Source organism: Streptomyces luteireticuli, assembly GCF_041519305.1.
GTDB lineage: Bacteria > Actinomycetota > Actinomycetes > Streptomycetales > Streptomycetaceae > Streptomyces > Streptomyces luteireticuli.
Genome location: NZ_CP167929.1, coordinates 73917 through 93559, shown reverse-complemented (window position 1 = coordinate 93559; position 19643 = coordinate 73917). Strand labels below are relative to the sequence as shown.

Genomic DNA, 19643 nt, shown 5'->3' with positions numbered 1-19643 from the left:
GAACCTCAATAGATTCAGATCTATTGACCTCTCGCCCCTCCTCGTGGTGTGATCAGTCCCGCGAATAGATCTAGATCTATTCGCGGGACTGACTGTATTTGCACCTCTTTGGGCTGCATCCACCGGGCGAACAGCCCTGCTCGTGGGCGTGACTGCGCAGCAGGGCGGGCCTGAACCGAACACTTCACGACTTGAGGAGCTGAGCTGTGCCGAATCTGATGGGTGCGCTCTCCCCCGGCAACCTGCGGGGGGACGCCGACGGCAGGGGCAGGGCCTCCAGCACACCGTCCACTCGGTTAACCACCGAGTTGCTCACGGTGCATGAACTGAAGGCTCGGCAACGTCCGTGCTCCGAGGGCCGGGTGCGCCTGGGGGCCGTGAACGTTGCGGGCCACGTCACCGCCGGCGCGACCGCTCGGGTATCGGTGACGGTCACGTCTCGGTCCGTCGACGCCGAGTTGGTGGCGGCCCGGACTGGTGCCGCGGTGCTAAACGATTTCGTGCGGGTGCTTGAGGCGGCGGGCATCACGCGGATCACGAGTGGCGGCACTGTCGTCTGCCGGATGGGCCGGGGGACTGTCCGTCTGAAGGTCACGGTGCCGTCCATGTGTGTGCCGGCCGTGGCGCTGGAGAAGCTGGTGACCGCGGTCGAAGGGCCGGGGCGCTCCGTTACCTTGCCGCTTGCAGGGCGGTGGGCGATATGAAGGTCCCGCTCCGGCTGATCCGCTCCGCCACGCTGAAGACGCTGCAGGACGACTCCCTCGCGCTGGCCTTGATGCGCGTGATCACGGTGGTGCAGCTCCGGGAGCTGCGTTCCTCCTGCTCCGAACTCGCCGACGAGGCGCAGCTGCTCCGGTTCCGCCGGAACCGTGCGCTGGATGTGCTCGGACAGATCACCACCGATGACCCCGTGGTGTCCGAACTGCTCCGCGTCGCGCGCGAGATTCTCGCGAGCGACGACGGGCTGGTGGACACCGACGGTTCCTCGGCGTGGCGCGAGGAGGAGCAGCAGTGACTGCTCCGGGCCCCCTCGCCGAGGTTCTGGCCGGCTTTCGCCGTACTCAAGGAGATCCCCGCTCCTGGACGCCGAATCAGCGGGCTGTCCACGAAGCTCTTGCAGCGCTCGCTGCCCAGGAGTACGCCCGTGAACGGGCGCGCGTCCTGCGGGCCTGGCGGAACGGGCCGGCGGGCAACCGGCAGCGTGAGGACGGGGCGCCGTGGCCGTCCTGATCCCTCGCGATGGTGTCCGTGCCTGTGACGGAATGCCCCTCGAAGTCTTCTTTCCTCCTCCCGGTGGTGGCAGCAGGAGCACGGCCAAGGCCCGGGCGATCTGCAGCGGTTGCCCGGTCCGCGAGGAGTGCCTGGCCGAGGCGATGTCCTTCCGTGCGGACCAGCAGTACGGCGTCTCGGGCGGGAAGACCGCCCGGACCCGGCAGAAGCTTCTGCGCGCCGCCGACCCCCGCCCGGACCCCGGCGATCCGCTCTGATCCCGGGCGCCCCGCGACTGAACCGCCCTTCCGGGGCCTGCCCCCGCCGTCCCGGGGTGCAGACGAATACCGACAGCACCACGTACTCGCAGTGCCCATAGGGGCGCGGGCTTCCGCCCGCACAACCAGCACCGTCAGCTCCGCCGAGAGGATCCGCCTGTCATGCCACGCACCAGCCCGTCCCAGAATCGCAGCAGGAAGTCCGCTGCGAAGAAGGCGGCGTCCGCGGCGCTGGAATCGGCGGTCCTGGACGAGGCCCGTCTCAGGGCCGACGGCCTTGTCGGCGAGGCCGAGCAGAAGGCGAATGCCCTGCGCTCGGAGGCGGCCAACTCCGCCCAGCGTGTGCTCGTTGAGGCGCGCGCCCAAGCCGAGACCCTGCTCGAGGACGCCGAGCGTCTGGCGGAGACGACCCGGGCCGAGGCCCTCGCGGAGGCCGAGTCCACCGTCACCGAGCTGCTCGCCGAGGCCGCGGCCGAGGCTGACGAGGTCCGGTCCGCCGCCGAGGGGAGGGCCGCCGCGGTCCTCGACGACGCTCGCAGCAGGGCCGAGAAGCTCGTCGAGCAGGCGACGGCCGACGCCGAGACCGCGGCCGCCGAACTGCTCGCCCAGGCCGAGGACGGCGCCGCGGCTGTCCTCGACGACGCTCGTCAGGAAGCCGGCCGAATTCGTGGCAGCGCTGCGGCCTGTGCAGAGAGGGCGCGCTCGGAGGCGGAAGCGCTCGCCCGTGACCTTCGCCTCCAGGCCGAGCGCAAGGCGGACGACCTCCGTGCCGCCGCGCAGGTTGAGGCCGACGAGATCCGGGACACTGCCACGCGCGAAGGCGAGCGGATCCTCGGCCAGGCCCGCGGGCGCGCTGATGACGTCCTCGCCGATGCGCAGCGGACTCTGGCGGCCGGCCGGGCCGACGCCGAGCAGATCCGTACCGACGCGACCGCGGAAGCCGACCGCGCCCGTGCTCTCGCCGCCGAAGACGTCGGCAGGGCCCAGGCTGAGGCCCGTCGTACCCGTGAGGACGCCGACCGCACCCGCGCCGAGGCCCTGGGAGTCGCCGAGGCGATCCGCGCGCGGGCCGAGGCCGCTGCGACTGCTCTGCGCACCAGCGCGCAGGAGGAAGCGGAACAGCTGCGGACGCAGGTTCAGGCAGAAGCGGAATCTGTTCGGCGCTACACCGAGGACATCGCTGCACAGCGCATCAAGGCGGCCACGGACAACGCCGAACTCATCCGGGTCCAGTTGGTGAAGGACCTCGAGACCGCTGCTGCCGTGCGCGCCGCCGCGGAGCAGGAGAAGGAGGCCGCCGCAGCTCTCACCGCCGAGGCCGAGCAGAAGATGGCCGACGCGCTCAACCCGACCGTCGTCAAACTGAAGGCCCGGCAGCTGAAGAGGAAGGACCGGGAAGCACAGCGCAAGGAGCGCCTCGAGCGCCGGCGGACCGGTGGCGAGGAGGTCACCTGGGTCCACTGGGTGCTGATCGGCGTCATCATCCTCGGTGCCGCGGCGATCGGCGCGATCGGCTTCACCGGCTCCTACACGGCCGTCCGCGACCTGGCGATCCAGAAGGGCTTCGGCGGGTTCTCCAACTGGCTGCCGATCGGTGTCGACGCCGGGATCATCGTCCTGCTCGCCTTCGACCTGCTGCTGACCTGGCGGCGCATGGCATTCCCGCTCCTGCGGCACGCCGCCTGGGGCCTGACAGGCGCAACCATCTGGTTCAACGCCTCGGCGAGCTGGGGCGATCCGGTGGCGGTCGGCATGCACACCGTCATGCCGGTGCTGTTCGTCCTGGCCACCGAGGGCGGCCGGCATGCCGTGGCCCATGTCGCCGCGATCAGCAGCGGCCGGCACATCGAGCCGGTCGGCCTGGACCGCTGGCTGCTGGCGTTCCCCTCCACCGCTTCTCTCGTCCGTCGCATGCGGGTGTGGAAGATCCGCGGGCTGGACGAGGCCCTGGAGCAGGAGCGCGAGCGCGTGGTCTACCTGAGCAAGCTCAAGCAGAAGCACGGGAAGTGGAAGTGGCGATGGAAGGCCACCGAAGAGCAGTTGCGGCCGCTGCTTCTCGCCCGTCTCGGTATCCCGGTCTCGCAGACCCTCGCCGAGCAGAAGGCCGAGACCGAGACCGGGATACCGCTCTCGCCGGGGTCTCGTCCGGGACCGGGCGAGACCGGGACCGGGTCTCGCGAGACTGCCGGGACCGGTGAGACCACGTCCCGTGAGACCGGCGGGACCGAGTCTCGTGAGACCCGGTCCCGCCGTCGGCGGAGGCGCGAGACCGAGACCTCCCGTCCGGCCGAGACCGGCGAGACCACGTCTCGCGAGACTGCGAACCCGCAGGTGGAGACCCAGTCTCGCGAGACCGAGACCCCGCAGTCTCCCCCGAAGAGCGAGACCGGGACCACGAAGGTCTCAGACCTCGGCCCCATCCAGTCCGAGATCCAGAAGCTGCTGGATGCGATGTGGTCTCGCGGCGGTGCCGAGACCGTGAAGCTCGGCACCGACAAGAAGCCGGGTGAGGCCGAGACCATCACCGGCCGGCCCCGGGCCACCGCCGCCAAGCGCCTGAACGCAGCACGCGCGCTGTACAAGACCGGCCGCCGGCACGTGGTCGCGACCGAGACCCCCCGCGAGACCGAGACCCAGGCCAGACCCCGAACCGGAACCGAGAACTGACCCGCCGACACCCAAGGGAGACCACCGTGGCGTACACCGAGCTGAAGGCCGAGACCGCTCTCGGCACCAAGGACATCCTGCGGTCCGCCCGCACCGAGATCATTGCCGAGATGCGGCGCCGACACCCCGGGGACACGGACGCGCAGTTCAAGGCCCTGGACCTGCCGCTGCGCATGACGATCCACTTCGGCCTCGCCGACCTCGACAGCCACCACCCCGCGAAGGGCGCCACCCCCGTGTCCTCCGCCACGCTGACCGCGGCGACGGCCCGCGGCGCCCGGGACATCCTGAGCTCCGCTCTCGACCGGCTGGAAGCCGAGATACTGCGCCGCCACCCGGGCGACACGCGCGCCCAGCTCGCCGCGCTGGAGGCGCCGCTGCGCACCGTCGTCCACTACGACATCGCCGACCTCGACCTCGACGGCCCGCTGTCCGTCGACGCGTGCCTGCACCCGCCGTACGACGCCGCTCCTCGCGCGCTCACCGGCCCGACCCCTGACGGATCGACACATTCAGTGACCACCCCCGGCTCTCCCGCCGGTCAGGGCGACGTTGCGGATACGGCGCCCGCCAGCAGCCGTGCGCCGTTGTGGAAGGCCGCGCTGGACCTGCTGCGCCCCGGCCGCACGGGCGCAGCAGCAGCCCCCTCCGGCCCGGACAAGCCCCACCCCGACAGTCACCATGCGTGATGTAAAGCGGGGTGCGTCAACGTCAACGTCAAGGACGCCAAGGTGACGCAGGCGCCCCAAAATCCTTCTCAGGGCCGGAAAATACGCCTCTGATCAGCAATTTTGACGTTGACGCGGCTGCTCGACGTTGACGTTGACGCCACAGCTTCACATCACAGCCACCACGCAAAGTTACGAGCATCGCCCGCCCCTGAGTGGAGGAACAGCACCGTGAGCACCCCCGATGACGGCATGGCGCCCGCCGAACCGACGGCGACCGCGCCGACGCCCGGCGCGGCACCGGTCCTGGCGCCAGGCGTGGCCACGCCGGCGGATGCGGGTGCTCCTCGCTCTGCTCGCGGTAGCTCTGCGTCACGGAAGGGTGAGGTCGGTGGGGTGCTCATCCCGGGCGGGGTCCTGGGTGCGCTGATTGCGCTGTGCTGGCTGGTCCACCAGTTCGGCCTGCCGGCCGTGGTCTTCGCTCTCCTGGCTGTCGCGGCCTCTGCCACGGCCGCCGTTGTCATCAAGACCTCGCGGCGTACGGCCAGGGCGGCCAGCGGGCGGGGCCGTGCGGTGCGGTCCACCGGGGGCGCCGGGCCGGGGCGCGCCATGAGCCCGGGCCGCGGGCCGGGGCGGTCTGGTGGCCTTCCTGCCCCGCGGCGTGGTGGCGGCTCCGGCAAGGCGGGCGGTGCGGCACGGAAGCCGACCGGGATGGGGTCCGTCAAGGGGATGTCCTCGCGTGCCGGTTCGGCTCCGGCGAACTCGGCGTCCCGCACGCTCGGGAAGACCGTAGGGGCGGCTCGGGCCCTGACGGGGCCCAAGCCGCACAAGGGAAGCCTGTTCGGCGGGGCGACGCGCCCGGCAGGTGTGAACGGCGGGCGCGGAGCGGCGCCGGGCAGTGCGCCGGGCGCCTCCTCTCGGGGCGGCAAGTCCCGTACGCCCGCTGGGGCGGCCGGGTCGCGCCGGGCGTGGGGTGGTCTTCTGGGCCGCAGGAACGGTAGAAGCGGAATCGCTCCTGGCGGCAAGGGCGCGGGGAAGCGGAACCAGGGCAAGGGTGGTCCGCAGGGCGGCGCGGGCGCGGCGAAGAATACCGGCAAGGGCACTGCTGCGGGCACCTCCGGCGCGACGAAGGCGAAGAAGAAGGGGGCCAGCGGCGGGAAGGCCACGGCGCCGGGTGCCAGGGGCACGAGGTTCAGCCTGTTCCGCAAGCGGCGCAAGCAGGGCGCCACGGCCTCACCGGGTACCGGCCCCGCGACCGGCGCGAAGCCGAAGAAGGGCCGGGGCGCCGGGAAGAAGGGCAAGGTCGGCTCGGCGAAGGCGCCGCGGCACCGCCGGTACACCTGGAAGCAGCCGCACCTGAAGCTCGCGGCCGCCGCCGGCCAGTTCTACACCCGGCACACCAGCCCCGCGTTCCGGCGCCGACTGCGCACGGCGGGCAAGCCGGTGCGCGCCGTGTACCGCAGGGTGCGGCGGCACGGCGGCAAGGGCCTGGCCAACGTGCTGCGGTTCGGCGGACGGACGGTGCTGCGCGTGCACACGGCCCTGAAGGGCGTGCGCTTCTCGACCTTGGGCCCGAACTGGCTCCGGCCGCTGAGCCGGGTGCTGTCCTGGGCCACCAGCCCGGCGGCCGCACTGGTCACCCTCTCGCGCAAGTGGGGGTGGCTGAACGCCTGGATCTACAAGACCGCCACGTCCCGCCCCGCCTCGGCGGCTGCGGGCCCGGGCGGCACGCCGGCCGCCAACGCGCCGGCCGCAGGAGGGCACCAGCCGGTCCCCTCGCCTGCCTCACCGATCTCACCGAAGGGAAGTACTCCCGTGGACAACTCGCCCGTGCAGCACGCCTACCCGCTCATGCGGGCGGCCGAGAGCATCCGGCTGGCCGGAGTGGCGTTCGCCTCCGCGCCCGCCGACTCGATGAAGGGCTACGAGGCCGTGATCGAGCACCTCGGGTCGCTCAACCTGGCGATGTTCGAGCTGCTGCAGTGCATCGCCACGGTCACCGAGGACGAGTTCAAGGTGAACGCGGCCGTTCCCGGGGCGTTCCGGGAGATCTCGCTGCACTTCCTCCTGCTGGGCGAGTTCATCGACGGCGCGCACGTGGTGTACCGGCAGGTGCACGCCGAGCAGCTCGACAACATCGAGAACCCCACATGGCAGGGCCGCAAGTGGGATATATCGGCGAACTGGGGGTCGGTGATCCCCATGCACTCCTGGGCAGCGCCGCAGGTACACGCCATGCCGCTGCTGTTCGCGGCCGCGGCCATCCGGGAGGCCGGGGCCAGCATCCAGCTGCACCCGTCCGGCTCGATGGTCGGCTACGAGATGACGATCGAGCACCTGGCCCCGCTGGCGGAGGAGTTGGGCCTGCTGATGGCGACCGTGGCCGCAGTCACCGAGTCGGAGTTCCGTGTCAGCGCGGCCGTCTCCGAGATGCACCGCGATGCCGGGACGCGCTTCCGCGACCTGGGCGGGTGGATCCAGGCCGTTCACGTGGCCTACCGGCAGATCCACGAGGAGCAGATCCGCAACCTGGAGGAGCCCAGCTACCAGGCCGCGAAGTGGGACCAGTCGCGCAACACGTAGCCGCAACAGGCCCCAGTCCCCCTCCCCCGCGCGGGCTCTGCGCCCCGTGCGTCGCCCGCACTGACCTGAAGGAGTTCTGCACCATGTCCCGCAAGCAGGACCGGGAGCCCACCCCCTGGGTGCACGGGGTGTTCTCGACACCGCTGTTCACCTCCGGGGTGGTCTACCTCGGCGGCGTCGGCCTGGGCACCGTCGAGGACCTGGGCCACGCCGTGCCGTTGGACCTGCTCGGTATCGGGTCGGTCGGCGGCGTCATAGCCGCCGCCACCGCCCGCTACCTGCGCACCGGCGGGCCCGGCCGCAGCACGAAGGCCCGGTGGTTCCACTCCGCGTTCAGCGGGATCTGGACCGGGGCAGCGGTCGCCTGGCTGAACTGGACTGCCCACGGCACCCCGTGGACCCTGACCTCGGCCGGCGTCCTGGGCGCGGCCACCGCGGTGATCGGCCCGTTCTACAGCTTCGACCGTTTCCTTCGCGGCGAGGAGATCGCCGCGCAGTGGGCGAAGGAAGAAGCGTCCCTGGCGCGGCCGCTGACGGACTGGGCCGACCTGTTCGCGGCAGCGGGGGCGCGCGGCGTCGTCGTCGAACGCAAGGACACCTCCCACAACGGGTTCGAGCTGACGCTCCGGCTGACGGAGACCGACTTCGACGGCCTGCTCCCGCTGCTGAAGAAGCTGGAGATGAAGGCGGGGGTGCGCCCGGGCTCGCTGACGCTGCGGCCCGGTGAGATGGCCAACGAGGCGTACCTGTCGGTCTCCACCCGCAATGTGCTCGCCGAGCTCGTCACGCTCGAGCCGGGCGACCACCCCCTCACGATCAACGAGCCGCTCACGCTGGGGATGCTGGAGAGCGGCGAGCCCATCGAGCTGCTGATGCGCCAGAACTCGGTGTTCATCGCGGGGAAGAAGGGCAGCGGCAAGTCGGTGCTGCTGCACGTGCTGATCTCGCTGCTGGCCCGCTGCACCGACGCCGTGATCTGGATGGTCGACATGGCCGGCGGCAACACGGCCAAGCGCTGGGTCCGCCCGTGGGTGGAGGGCTGGAAGGACAAGGACGGCACCGTCATCGACCGGCCGCTGATCGACTGGGTCGCCATCACAGAGGACGAAGCCGTGCGGATGTACAACGCGGCGCACGACATCGCGGACGAGCGGGCCAAGACGATGCGCGGCGGCAAGATCGTGCCCAGCCGGAAGCGGCCGGCCATCATCGTCATCACCGAGGAAGGCTCCGACCTGATGGCCTGGTCCACGGCCGCGGTCAAGCCCAAGACGCGTGGTGTGAAGAAGGGCAGGAAGGCGGCAATCGACTACGTCGACGTCGCGCAGCGCGGCACCGGCCCGAATACGGGCGGCGGCGAGATCGAGTCCCAGTACGACACCGTGTTCGGCCTGCGGTTCCCTCGCCGGGGCGAAGGCCAGTACGTCTTCCCCGACTTCTACCACCAGGTGAATCTCGCCGCGCTGCCCGGCAACGGCGCCTGCTACTGCAAGACGCAGCTCATGGCACCCACGGACCCGCCGCAGAAGGGCCGTATCGCCTTCATCAACGACGACGAGGAGTGCGACGACATCGAGCAGATGTCTGCCAAACGGTGGCAGATCCGGCCCGACCTCGACGCCGAGGCCGTGGCCGTCGCCGAGCGGTGGGGGTACGCCGAGCGGTGGTCCGACCCCGAGCGGATCGGCTGGCTGCTGGACGCCTACGGCCTGGAGCACCCCGCCACAGCAACGACCGGTCCCTCGGCACAGGCTCCCGGGGGCGGCACGGCCACGATGCAGGCCGCCCCGCCCGCACCGCCGGCCGTCCCCGGCAGCAGCGGCCCGCAGGGTCCGGGCGGCTTCCCCCTGCCCAAGCCGCTCGGCGACCTTCCGTCCCCCCAGGACTACCTCAAGAAGTACGGGACCGGCCCGAAGCCGCCCGCCTCCGGCAACGCGTCGGCTCCGGCCGACGGATCCGGCGCGCAGGACCCGGCGGTCGAGGCCGCCATCGCCAACGCGCTTCAGCAGATGGTGAGCTGGACGGAACATGCCGCGGAGAACCGCGAGAAGCTCGCCAAGGACGCGAACGCCAAGCCCCGGCAGCACCCGCGCCGCGACGAGGTCATCGACATGGTCCGCCAGGCCGGACCCGGCGGCATCACGATCGACGACTGCATCAAGACGCTCGCCGAGCGGTACCCCGAGGAGAAGCCGCCCTCGCGGCAGTCGGTCACGAACTGGTTCGCCGCCACCGAGCAGATCATCCAGCCCGGAGGCAAGAAGACCCCCTATATCTGGTCGGATCCGGACCACCCCGCCGCCGGAGACCAGGACGAGGGCGAGGCCGAGGAGGCCGAACCCCTCGCCGGCGGGGACCTCGAGCTGTTTCTCCTCGCCGTCGAGCTGGTCGTCTCCACCCAGTTCGGGTCCGTCTCGATGCTCCAGCGCAAGCTCCGCGTCGGCTTCGCCAAGGCCCTGTGGCTGATGGACCAGATGACCGCAAGGAACGTCGTCGGCCCCCGCGACAGCGCCAAGGCCCGCGAGGTCCTCGTCGCCGCCGACGGCCTCGGCACCCTGCTCGCCAGCCTCAAGCACGAGGCACAGGAGTAACCCTTCGCGGCCGCAGCGACAGCTCCCGCCCCACGGAACGGACCGGCCGACACCACCGGCCGACGCTTCCCTCAACCGCAAGGAGATTCCCCGCACATGACGACCGAGCCCGCCCAGTCCACCGAGTACGAAGCACGTGCCCGCCAACTGCTGGCCGAAGCGTACGACGACGCCCCCGCACGCCACGTCCCCACACCCGGCCCGGTTGCCCCGGGAATCGCGCCTCTTGTGGTCCCCGAGGGGTACACCGTCCGCGAGACCCACCGGACCCACGCCGATGGAACCACCGAGGTGGTCCGCGAGATAGCCCCGCCCGCGCCGGCCGGGCAGGCGGACGCCTCCCCGGACACGGACGATCAGGGCCGTCCGGACTGGCTGGCGGCCCACCGCGCACGCATCAGGCTCAGCGCCTATCTCACCGGCGCCGGCGCCGTCACCGTGCTGGGCGGCGTGTACGGTTCCGACATCGTCGGCACCATCACTGCGGGCGCCGCAGCCCTCTGGGCTGCCACCGTCACCGTCCTGAAGGTAGTAGCCGGCACCGTCGTCGTTGGCGTCGCGTTGCGGATCGCCTTCGGCGGGCGCAAGCGCCGGGGCACCTTCGAAGGCACCGTCCGCGGCACCTGGCGCTAGGACCAGCAGCCCCTCCCCGGCACACAAGACCGGCCAGCCCAGCGCATCGGCTGGTCACGAGGCTCAAGAACGCCTCCCGGCACAGCAGACTCACCCGTACCGTACGACCCGTGGCCACCGTAGGCCTCAACCCGAAGGAAAGGACCTAGGCATGGACGAGCGCCTGGCCACGCCCGGCAGCGAGCGTGACCGGCGCGGCATCCTCACCCCGACCGGCACCGCTGCAGAGGCGGGCACCGGTTGCGGCAGGAGCAGCGCCATATCCCGCACCCGACGGCAGCTGGCGGCCGCCGCCGCGACGGCCGCGGCCATCAGCGTGCTGTGCGCCTGCGGGTCCTCCGGCCACGGCACCGCGGCCGAGGAGTCCCCGGCCGACGACGGCCGGCAGGCGGTGGCCGCGGTCGCGAAGCGGTACATGGAGGCGTGGATGGTCAAGCCGGCCCGGCCCAAGGAGATGTGCGAGCTGGAGACCACGTCGGCGCGCCCCAACTACAGCAAGGACGGGGGATCTGCCGAGGGGTGCGTCAGCACCTACGAGGGCTACTTCAAGGACCAGGACACCGACAGCGGCCGGCCACCGCTGACCGTCTCCGTCGACAACGTCCAGGACGTCGTCGCCTCCCGCACCCACCCCGCCGGCAAGGGAGTACTCGCCACCCTCCGGCGCGACGGTGAGGAGCCGTCACGGTACGCCCTGCGGCTGGTCCAGGAGGGCGGGTCCTGGCGCGTCGAGCAGAATTCCGATGTCGGCTCGCGCTACCGCAACACCGCAGACCCGGTCGCCGACGTCCTGTTGCACGCGAAGTAGCACCAGACCCGGGCGCCTTCGCCGCGGCGCCGACGCCGCTGCCCGTCGCGAGACGAAGGACAGCGCCAGCACTGAGAGTTCCACCGACCAGACGGGCGGTCACCGAGCAGGAACATCTGTTTGGTGACCGCCCGTCCGGCGTACGCGGGGCCTGACGGCACCCGTGACCCGGATCGCCCCCGCACCATGGCGATGCCCTTCAGCCGTTGACTCAGCACAGCCTCGAGCAGGGGGCTGGCCGGTCTCGCGCGGGCCGCAGAGGCGGACAGCACTACGACCATCGACCGGCGGAACACCCGTGAGCACGCCGGGGGTTCGAGCGGGACGCTTCCTAAGTCTTGACACCCCCACCCCCCTCGAAGTACAGTCTTAGGAAACATCTCGGGGCTGCCCCGCCACCCAGTCCGGAACCCTCCCCTGCGTCGCTCGGCACAACCCGGCCACGGACACCCAGACCCATGTCAGCGGGTCACGCCCGACCTCTCCACAACTCACCTCGCCCTGGAGGAGTTCGCCATGCCCAGACGCCTGCTCATCGCACGCGCCCTCGCCCTTGCCAGATAGACGCACCCCAACAGGGTGCACCGCCCCCGGCCACGCCCCGGGGCCTCGGACCGGAGGTTCCATGACCGCCACCACTCGCGCCCGGACCATCATCAAGCGCTACTCCGACGACTGCTACGGCACGACCGGGGAAACCCCGGAGACCGCGCTCGCCGACCTCGTTGCCGATCTGATGCTCTGGGCAGCACTCAACAGGCTCTCCTGGAGCGAAGCCATCGACAACGCCCGCTTCCACGCCTCCACCGGCAACCCGTGCACCCTCTGCGGCGACGACATCCAGTTCCTCGACAGCGAAGGCCACTGCCCGGACTGCGCCATATAGCCCGGCATTCCGGGCCCACTCCCCCGCTCCCCTCCGACGCGCACGGGCCACGAGCAGCACCAGGGCGCGCCTTCGCACCACGCCACCGCCTGGAGACCCCCTTGACTCGCCCTCTCGGTCATCAGCAGCTGTTCGCCCTCGACTCCCTCGCGCGCCTGAACTCCGGCTCTTGGTGGCCGGGTTGCGGCTGGGTGATCGGCACTGTGTCCGACACGATCCGCGTCCTCGACTCCCTCGTCCGGCGCGGCCTCGCCCGTCCGGCTGCACACCGTGGAATGCACCGGTACGCGGTGACAGAGGCCGGTCTCAACCATCTTGGGTGGTTCACATGCATGGACTGCGACCGGCTCACCCGGCACCCGCGCTACACAGCCGAACGGGAACAGGCCTCACGCTGCGAAGCGTGCCACCGCACAGCAACAGCAGCGGACGCCAGGGAAGTCGGCCAGGGCGAAGCCGACGAGCACAAGGGGCTCAGGACCGCACCGACAGCGGTGCCTGGGCGCCCGTCGCGGGACGCGGTCTTCATCCACAGGCCGACGACCGCATCCTTTCCGGGTCAGCACCCCATGTTCCGGAAAGGGAGTTCGCCCATGAGTACCACCGCTGCGCCCCGTCGCCCTCATCTCCCGAAAGCCCCGGTGGACTGCGATCTGGTGCGCAATGTCGCCCGGGTCGAGACGCCGATGATCACGGAGATGGTTGCGGCCATGTTCCACCTGGAGCGGCTCGCACAGAGGGTCGGGACGCCGCAGGAGGAGGTGGAGGCGTACGAGGGCAGGGCCGATCTGGCCCGTCACCGTCGCTACGTTCTGGACGCGGACGCCAGGATCCGCCGGGCGCTGGACCAGCTGACCGAGCCGTACGCCAAGCTGGCCGGTCCCGAGGTCGGCGAGGCCACAGCCCACGCTGCCTGATTGCCCGGATGGCCCGTGCGACCCGCTCGCACGGGCCATCCGCCTTTCCCCGGCACAGCTTTCCCCCGTTCGTTGCCGCGGTCTCGAACGGGATCCGGTGCGCGTCCGTCGGCTGGTCCGGCGGGGCAGTTGAGGCCCTGTGTCCCCTGCGGCAAGGGGGCGCGGCCGGCGTGTGCCGGCCGGACGGGCGCGAGGGCTCACCTGGATCGACAACGGCAGCTCGGCGCCAGCGCTGTCAGCACGGAGTGCGGAGCCGGGCGATCTCCGGCTCCGCGGGCTCGGGCAGGGCAGGGCAGGGCAGGGCACTCGCAGCCTGCCCGCTTCTTAAGTCTTGACTCGCCGGCACCTGCGCCTGTACAGTCTTAGGAGACATCGCGGGGTGCGTCCCACCCGGGCCGCTCCCGTAAGCCCCGTCCAGGAAGACCGAACTGCCCCGCCCGGAGCACGAATTCTTGCTCGCGGCGGACCTGCGCCGCCGCTTTGTGCGCCTCGCACGCCCGTCTTGCCGTTGGGTCATTGCGCTCCGCGCAGCAGTGCATCGCCCTGCGCCGGCAGTGCCCGAAGGGACTGCGGCCGTGCGACGCCGCATCGGCTGCCCCGTTCAGCCCAGCCGACCGGACGGTGCCCCCGCTCACCCCTCAACCAGAAAGCCCGATATGCCCAAGCAGCGACTTGGCTTCAACCGCCCCTTCGTCGGCCAGCGCGCCAGCAGCGGCCCGGCAACTGCCAGTGAAACGACGCGGCCCTACCGCTACGGATCCACCCCGCTGATGTCCCGCCCCGCGGTAGACGACGAGCCCCGCCACCGTGCGAACCGGCCCGAGGCGAAAGCCGACTCCGCCGACATCGCCGAGTGGCGCCTGCCCCCGGCGCTGCGGCTTGAACAGGAACGGGCCGAACTCCACGACCAGTTCGACGCCCTGGGCCGCGCTGTAGCAGCGGCCTTCAACGAGGGCGGTGTCGAAGGCGGCGGATGGGTCCATCAGGCCGGCGATGCCTGCTACGGCTCGGTGACCTTGAGCCACCCGCGCGGGCTGGGACTGCACATCTGGCACGAGAACAAGCACCGCAAAGGCGGGGCCGGCCGTCGCCTGACGGTGAAGGGCACCTATCCGCACGGTTCATCAGTCCATCGTGCAGATCACATCACCGTCTCCCTGGACCGCGAACCGCGCGCCATGGCCCGTGACATCGTCCGCCGCTTCCTCCCCGGGTACCTGGCGACGATCGATCAGGCGATCGCAGCCGCGCAGGAAGCCGAGCGGCACCGCCAGGCCCGCGCGGCGGTGAACCGGCGCATCGAGCAGATACTGCCCCGCGTCTGCGGCATCGGCGGGGTCAAGCCCCACCAGGACCCGGGGCGTACCCAGTCGTACTGGTCCCGGCCGGGCGTTGCCACCGGCCAGGCATCCGTGCTCGCCTCCGGCAGCACGACGCTGGCCACCAGCGCGTGCTCCATGGACCTGAAGCTGACCGATGTGCCGACCGAAGTCGCCCTGCAGATTCTTGAGCTGATCAGCAACGGCGCGGTGCTGGAGGGCACCGTGCTGCCCCAGGCGATCGCCCCGGCCCAGCCGGAACTGAGCACGGCGGTGCGCATCATCCCCGGCGAGACCATGCTCTCCGCGCGTCTCCTCCCGGCAGCCGAGCGCTCCGGCAGGACCTGAGCCGAACGTCGCCGGCAGACGCGGAATCCGTCCACAGCCCTGCCAGATCACCCTCGACGTCGGCCGTTGATTCACGGCCGGCCACCGCAACAACGGGCCATGGCCCGCATTCTGGAAAGGAAGAACCCATGTTCACCAAGCTCTTCGGCAGCAAGACGCCCCAGACCCAGTCCGTCGTCGACCTGGCCAAGCAGGCCGCGGTCAGCCTCGAGAAGCGCGGTCTCAGCTCCGCGCGCGCCGCCGTCTACCTCGTGCTCGACCGTTCCGGCTCGATGCGCCGCTTCTACAAGGACGGAAGCGTGCAGCACCTCGCCGAGCAAGCCTTGGGCCTGTCCGCCAATCTGGACGACGACGGCACCGTGCCCGTCATCCTCTTCTCCACCAACGTCGACGGCACCACCGAGGTCACCCTCGACGACTACGCCGGCCGTATAGAGCAGGTGCACCGCAAGCTCGGTGCCATGGGCCGCACCAACTACGACACGGCCATCGCCGCGGTCGTCGAGCACTACCAGAAGTCCGGCGCCACCGACCCGGCCTTCGTGATCTTCCAGAGCGACGGCAACCCGGACAACCGGGCCGCTGCCGAGAAGGCCCTGCGGGACGCCTCAAAGCTGCCGATGTTCTGGGCCTTCGTGGGCTTCGGAGACCGCATCAGCTTCCTGGAGAAGCTCGACGACCTGGAGGGCCGCGCGGTGGACAACGCCGGCTTCTTCCACGCCGGTGACCCTCGCCGCGTGACGGACGGCGACCTCTACGACGGCCTCACCAAGGACTTCGGCCCCTGGCTCACCTCCGCCCGCCGCGCCGGAATCCTGCGCTAGCACCCCGCCGTCGACCACGCACTCCCCCGATCTCCGCGGGCCGGCCGCCGCCCGAGAAGGTGACGGCCGGCCCGCGACATCTGCAGCCGGTCGCCTTCGCCGCTTCGCATCCGTCCCCCTTCCCGCCCCGCACCGAGGAGCACCACATGACCGAGCCCGGCCCCACCGACTCCTACGCGCACCAGGCCCGACTCGCCGGCACCCTGGTCTGCGGCCTTCACACCCTGATCCGCTACGCCGCCCGCGAGCCCGCCCTCTCCGCGGCCCTGGCCGTCATCGACACCACCGAGATGAACGGCCCCCTCGACCGCGCCGGTCTGCAGGCCGCGCTCGCCGAAGCCGAGCGGGAACGCGACCTGTACTCCGCCCTCGCCGAGCGTGGGAAGCGACGTGAGGAGGCGGGGCTGGGCCCCGGCGCTCCCTGTGCCTGCGGTCACCCGGCCGCCGCCCACGCCCACAGGCTCACCGACGACGACCGGCTGCCGTGCCACCGCGATGACTGCCGCTGCCTCGACCTGGCCTTCTCCCAGGAGACCCGCTGATGGAGCAGCGTCAGACCGCTGTGCTGGTCATGGAGGCACTCGTCCAGGCCCTGGCCGGCAACGCGCAGGCGGCCATCGAAGCGCTCGACCAGCTCGGCGGGAACCTGGATGCGACGGAATGTACGGGGTGTGCTGCGCTCTCGCTGCAGCCGGCACCAAGGCCCTGGGAAGGCTCCACGGGCCGCAGGAGGCGGACACGTACCTGGTGATCGAGGAACTGGTCCCGGGCGCGCTCGCCCAGGACCCGGCCCGGGGCTTCGCCACCCGGTTCGTCACCGCCTACGCCAACGACGACGCCGACACCGCGGTGGGGTTGTACAAGGCGGCGCGGCACGCCGGGGTCGTGCCCTTCACCGAGTCGGTGCACGCCCTTCTAGCAACCGTGGCCAGCCTCACCGCACTCGCGCTCGAGGAAACGGCGCCGGGGAGCTGAAGTCCGCCCGACCAGGACGTACGGAAGGGCGTGCCGTACTCTCGTCACAATCAAGCTTTAAGAGACAGGACACCGTACATGACCCGCAGCGACGAGCTCATGACCCTCCAGGAGATCGCCGACGCCTATGGAGTGACCAAGACCGCCGCGCACAAGTGGCACAAGGCCCCCTCGCAACGGGACCAGCCACCGAGGGACCCGTCGCCGCTGCGCACGGTCGCCAAGGCTATGGGCGTGGAGGTCCCCGAGGCGGACGAGGCCAGGCCGCGCTACCCACGCGAGGTCGTGGAGGCCTTCGCCAAGGCCGTCGGCTATGCCCGCCCGGACGGCAAGCCCATCACCGAGATCCTGGGCAAGCGCCGCTGGCTGCCCATCGCTCCGACCATCGACCCGCACCCAGGCGGCCGCCGACGCTACTACATCAACCACGTCGCCGCGCATCTGGGCGTGAAGGTTCCGTCGATTGAGCGCTACCGCGTCCGGCACGATGACTTTCCAGAATCCGACGGGCCGGAAGAAGTCGGCAGGGTGGACGAACTCGGCAGGGCGTTCTGGTTCGCCGAGAGCATCAACCCGTACTTCCGACGCCACGGCTGGAAGCAGCTCGAACAGCCCACCGACTGACAGTGCCGGCGGGCTGGCTCAGCCTGTCCCCTGGAGCAGTCCGCCAGCTGTCACGGCTACACCAGTACCGTCAGCGATCCGGAGGAACCCGATGGACGACAACCCCCTCGTCATCATGGCCGACGAGATGCAGACCATCGCTCACGACCAAGCCTGGGGCGAACTTCACCGGCTGATGCGCATGTCCGCCTTCGACCCCTGCCGGTACAGGCCCCTCTTCGTCCCCGGCCCCGAGCCGCGGAGCCGCTAGGTAAGGCGCTGACCTGCGAAGATACCAAAAATATGGTACAGTCTTAAGAGACGGACGGGGGTGAAGGAACCGCCCCCGGACTCCGATCCGCCCATGAGCGGTGTCCATCGCGGCCCAGCACAGCCCCGGCCGCACCAAAGCCGTCCGTCCCTCTCCGGGGATCGTCCTCTTCAGCTCCTCGGCACGAATCGCCGACCGGCTCCCCCGGCGCGCCCTTTGCCGATCTCAACGCGGGCGGGCGCCCCGCCGCCCACGGCCCAGGAAGGAATTCCCGCATGAGCCCAGCGCACCCAGGCGGCTCGCACGAGCCGCCCACTCCAGCGCTCTCATCCCCGACCCCGAGAGGTCCACCGAGCTTGTCCGACACGATCGACTACCTTGCCGAAGTTCACCTTCTCATCCGTGCCCGCCAGGAGATGAAAGCCCGCCAGGACGAGTTCCTCGCCGGGTTCAAGGACGCCGACGGCGTCGTCATACCGGCTCTGCAGGACGCGTGGGCAGAAATACGCACGGACTGCCTGATGGACACCGAGCGGCACCTCGACGCCCTGATCGCCCGTCTGACCGAGTTGTTCGGCCCGCCGCTGCCCGGCCACGCCTTCAGCCTTACCTTCGCCGGTCCCGAGCGCTACGACGGCGAGGCGCCGTACACCTGGGTCGTCAACGGCGACGACCTCGACAGCGCCCGCCGCAACCTTGCCGCCCTCCCCTCCTTCCGCGAGTGGTTCGAGGAGCAGGCTTCCTGGGACGAGCCGGACGAGGACCCGGACGTCCTCTTCCGCTCCGAGACCAAGTACAGCCACCCGGGCATCCCCGACGTCGGGTGCTACAACGACCTGCGCAGGGAGCAGGCCGCCGCGCTGGACACGCAGACCGCTCGCCCGGAGCTGACGGACAACGCCCGTCCGGAGCTGGGGGCCTGATGGTGAACCACCGCTTTGCCGCCCCCGCCGTCGACCGGGTCGCCCGCCTGCTGATCCGGGCCGCCGACACAGTGGCCGCCCGCTCCCGGGTGCCCAACCCGATGGCGGCCACCCGCGTCGTCCTGGCGAACCTGGCCGACCAGAACCTCTCCGGCGCGGACTTCTACGGAGAGATCACCAACATGCTGGACAAGCTGGGCTTCACCTGGCCGGATGGCCTGTGCCACCAGTGCCATGAGCCGCTGACCGACGAGCAGGCCGAGGCGGGCGGCCTGTGTCGGGCGTGCGATCCGTGGGTGTGTGCCTGCGCCTTCGCCAATCCTGCTGGCCAGTGCAGTGCGGAGGCTGTCACCTGACCTGCTCCGGGCAGGGCGAGCCGATGCCGCCGTGCACCTGCGGGTGCGACATCGCGTTCGGCGATTACGGCGACTACGACACCGAATCCCCCGCCAGCCGCCAGCACTTCGTCGACACCGGCCGCTTCCTGCGCCCCGGAGAAATCCTCACCGCCGACTGAACACGACGGCAGCGCCCGGCCTCGCCGGGCGCCCCTGCCGCACCCATCCGAAGGAGCCCATGCTGGCAACCTCCGACCTTGACGTTCTGCTCTCCCACGCCGACAGCCAGCAGGAGACCGTCATCCGCGCAGCCGCCCGTGCAGCCGGACTGCTGTGGCTGTGCCGCAACACCGCCTGCCGGAGGGACAATCCGCGCTCCGCCCGCACGTGCGGGAGCTGCGGGTGCGGCAAGAACGGCAAGCCCGTCGGCGACATCTTCCCCAGTCCCTACGGTGCTTCCCCGAGGAGGTGGCGCGCCCTGCGCAAGGCCATCACCCAGTGGTGCACCGAGCACAACCGGCCGCTGCCCGACGGCGTCACCTTCGCATACTGGGGCGACCGCGACGAGGACTGCGGCTGGGCCGCTGCCGCCCCGTCCTTCCACTACGGCGGCCAGCAGGTCGCCGCTCCCGAGCTGGCCTGCGACGAAGCGGTATCCGAAGCCTTGAACGGGCTCAACCACCATTCGGCTCCCTCGTACGGGGGCGATATGCGCATCGCTGTGCACCGCTGACCACCAGCCCCCGCCCCACCGGTACCCGGGCGCGACCGCGCGACCCACGGCTCCTCGCCCGCGCCCAGG

At 70.9% G+C, this 19643-nt stretch carries 22 protein-coding genes; all 22 read left to right on the top strand.

Features of this window, described 5'->3' with window-relative positions; translation table 11 throughout:
- Positions 1-206 precede the first annotated feature (206 nt).
- Complete coding sequence (locus AB8735_RS39150) at positions 207-704, top strand: hypothetical protein (protein WP_372412657.1); 498 nt, start codon at positions 207-209, stop codon at positions 702-704.
- On the top strand, positions 701-1015 hold the full coding sequence (locus tag AB8735_RS39145) for a hypothetical protein (protein WP_372412655.1): 315 nt from the start codon (positions 701-703) through the stop codon (positions 1013-1015). The genes AB8735_RS39150 and AB8735_RS39145 overlap by 4 nt, the downstream gene beginning before the upstream one ends.
- A gap of 247 nt (positions 1016-1262) precedes the next feature.
- A complete protein-coding gene (locus AB8735_RS39140; RefSeq protein ID WP_372412653.1) occupies positions 1263-1487 on the top strand; it encodes a WhiB family transcriptional regulator in 225 nt (74 codons plus the stop codon).
- 162 nt (positions 1488-1649) lie between these two features.
- Entirely contained in the window at positions 1650-4154 is a 2505-nt protein-coding gene (locus AB8735_RS39135; protein ID WP_372412652.1) for a DUF2637 domain-containing protein, read from the top strand.
- A 26-nt stretch (positions 4155-4180) separates the two neighbouring features.
- Complete coding sequence (locus tag AB8735_RS39130; protein ID WP_372412650.1) at positions 4181-4843, top strand: hypothetical protein; 663 nt, start codon at positions 4181-4183, stop codon at positions 4841-4843.
- Positions 4844-5533: 690 nt separating this feature from the next.
- Complete coding sequence (locus AB8735_RS39125; protein WP_372412648.1) at positions 5534-7405, top strand: hypothetical protein; 1872 nt, start codon at positions 5534-5536, stop codon at positions 7403-7405.
- A gap of 83 nt (positions 7406-7488) precedes the next feature.
- A complete protein-coding gene (locus AB8735_RS39120) occupies positions 7489-9996 on the top strand; it encodes a DNA translocase FtsK (RefSeq protein ID WP_372412646.1) in 2508 nt (835 codons plus the stop codon).
- Between the two features lie 96 nt (positions 9997-10092).
- Entirely contained in the window at positions 10093-10629 is a 537-nt protein-coding gene (locus AB8735_RS39115; protein ID WP_372412644.1) for a hypothetical protein, read from the top strand.
- A gap of 151 nt (positions 10630-10780) precedes the next feature.
- Complete coding sequence (locus AB8735_RS39110) at positions 10781-11437, top strand: hypothetical protein (protein ID WP_372412642.1); 657 nt, start codon at positions 10781-10783, stop codon at positions 11435-11437.
- 625 nt (positions 11438-12062) lie between these two features.
- The gene (locus AB8735_RS39105) at positions 12063-12323 is read left to right on the top strand and encodes a hypothetical protein (RefSeq protein ID WP_372412641.1); all 261 of its coding nucleotides are present in this window, start codon (positions 12063-12065) and stop codon (positions 12321-12323) included.
- 593 nt (positions 12324-12916) lie between these two features.
- Positions 12917-13240 (top strand): hypothetical protein, encoded by a 324-nt coding sequence (locus tag AB8735_RS39100; protein WP_372412639.1) that lies wholly within the window; start codon positions 12917-12919, stop codon positions 13238-13240.
- A gap of 656 nt (positions 13241-13896) precedes the next feature.
- Positions 13897-14907, top strand: a complete 1011-nt coding sequence (locus tag AB8735_RS39095; protein WP_372412637.1) for a hypothetical protein — start codon at positions 13897-13899, stop codon at positions 14905-14907.
- 128 nt (positions 14908-15035) lie between these two features.
- Complete coding sequence (locus tag AB8735_RS39090; protein ID WP_372412636.1) at positions 15036-15731, top strand: VWA domain-containing protein; 696 nt, start codon at positions 15036-15038, stop codon at positions 15729-15731.
- Positions 15732-15877: 146 nt separating this feature from the next.
- Positions 15878-16273, top strand: a complete 396-nt coding sequence (locus tag AB8735_RS39085) for a hypothetical protein (protein WP_372412635.1) — start codon at positions 15878-15880, stop codon at positions 16271-16273.
- The gene (locus AB8735_RS39080; RefSeq protein WP_372412633.1) at positions 16273-16482 is read left to right on the top strand and encodes a hypothetical protein; all 210 of its coding nucleotides are present in this window, start codon (positions 16273-16275) and stop codon (positions 16480-16482) included. The genes AB8735_RS39085 and AB8735_RS39080 overlap by 1 nt, the downstream gene beginning before the upstream one ends.
- Positions 16479-16706, top strand: coding sequence for a hypothetical protein (locus tag AB8735_RS39075; RefSeq protein ID WP_372412632.1), 228 nt, complete (start codon positions 16479-16481; stop codon positions 16704-16706). Before AB8735_RS39080 ends, AB8735_RS39075 begins: the two co-directional genes overlap by 4 nt.
- A 78-nt stretch (positions 16707-16784) precedes the next feature.
- Positions 16785-17330, top strand: coding sequence for a hypothetical protein (locus tag AB8735_RS39070; protein ID WP_372412630.1), 546 nt, complete (start codon positions 16785-16787; stop codon positions 17328-17330).
- Between the two features lie 91 nt (positions 17331-17421).
- Positions 17422-17580: a hypothetical protein gene (locus AB8735_RS39065; protein WP_372412628.1), complete on the top strand. Its 159-nt coding sequence runs from the start codon at positions 17422-17424 to the stop codon at positions 17578-17580.
- A 356-nt stretch (positions 17581-17936) separates the two neighbouring features.
- Positions 17937-18503 carry a hypothetical protein gene (locus AB8735_RS39060; protein WP_372412627.1) on the top strand — a complete coding sequence of 189 codons (567 nt, stop codon included), beginning with the start codon at positions 17937-17939 and terminating at the stop codon, positions 18501-18503.
- The gene (locus AB8735_RS39055; protein ID WP_372412625.1) at positions 18503-18859 is read left to right on the top strand and encodes a hypothetical protein; all 357 of its coding nucleotides are present in this window, start codon (positions 18503-18505) and stop codon (positions 18857-18859) included. The genes AB8735_RS39060 and AB8735_RS39055 overlap by 1 nt, the downstream gene beginning before the upstream one ends.
- 23 nt (positions 18860-18882) lie before the next feature.
- Positions 18883-19020, top strand: a complete 138-nt coding sequence (locus AB8735_RS39050; protein ID WP_372412623.1) for a hypothetical protein — start codon at positions 18883-18885, stop codon at positions 19018-19020.
- A 59-nt stretch (positions 19021-19079) separates the two neighbouring features.
- The gene (locus AB8735_RS39045; protein WP_372412621.1) at positions 19080-19574 is read left to right on the top strand and encodes a hypothetical protein; all 495 of its coding nucleotides are present in this window, start codon (positions 19080-19082) and stop codon (positions 19572-19574) included.
- Positions 19575-19643: the final 69 nt, after the last annotated feature.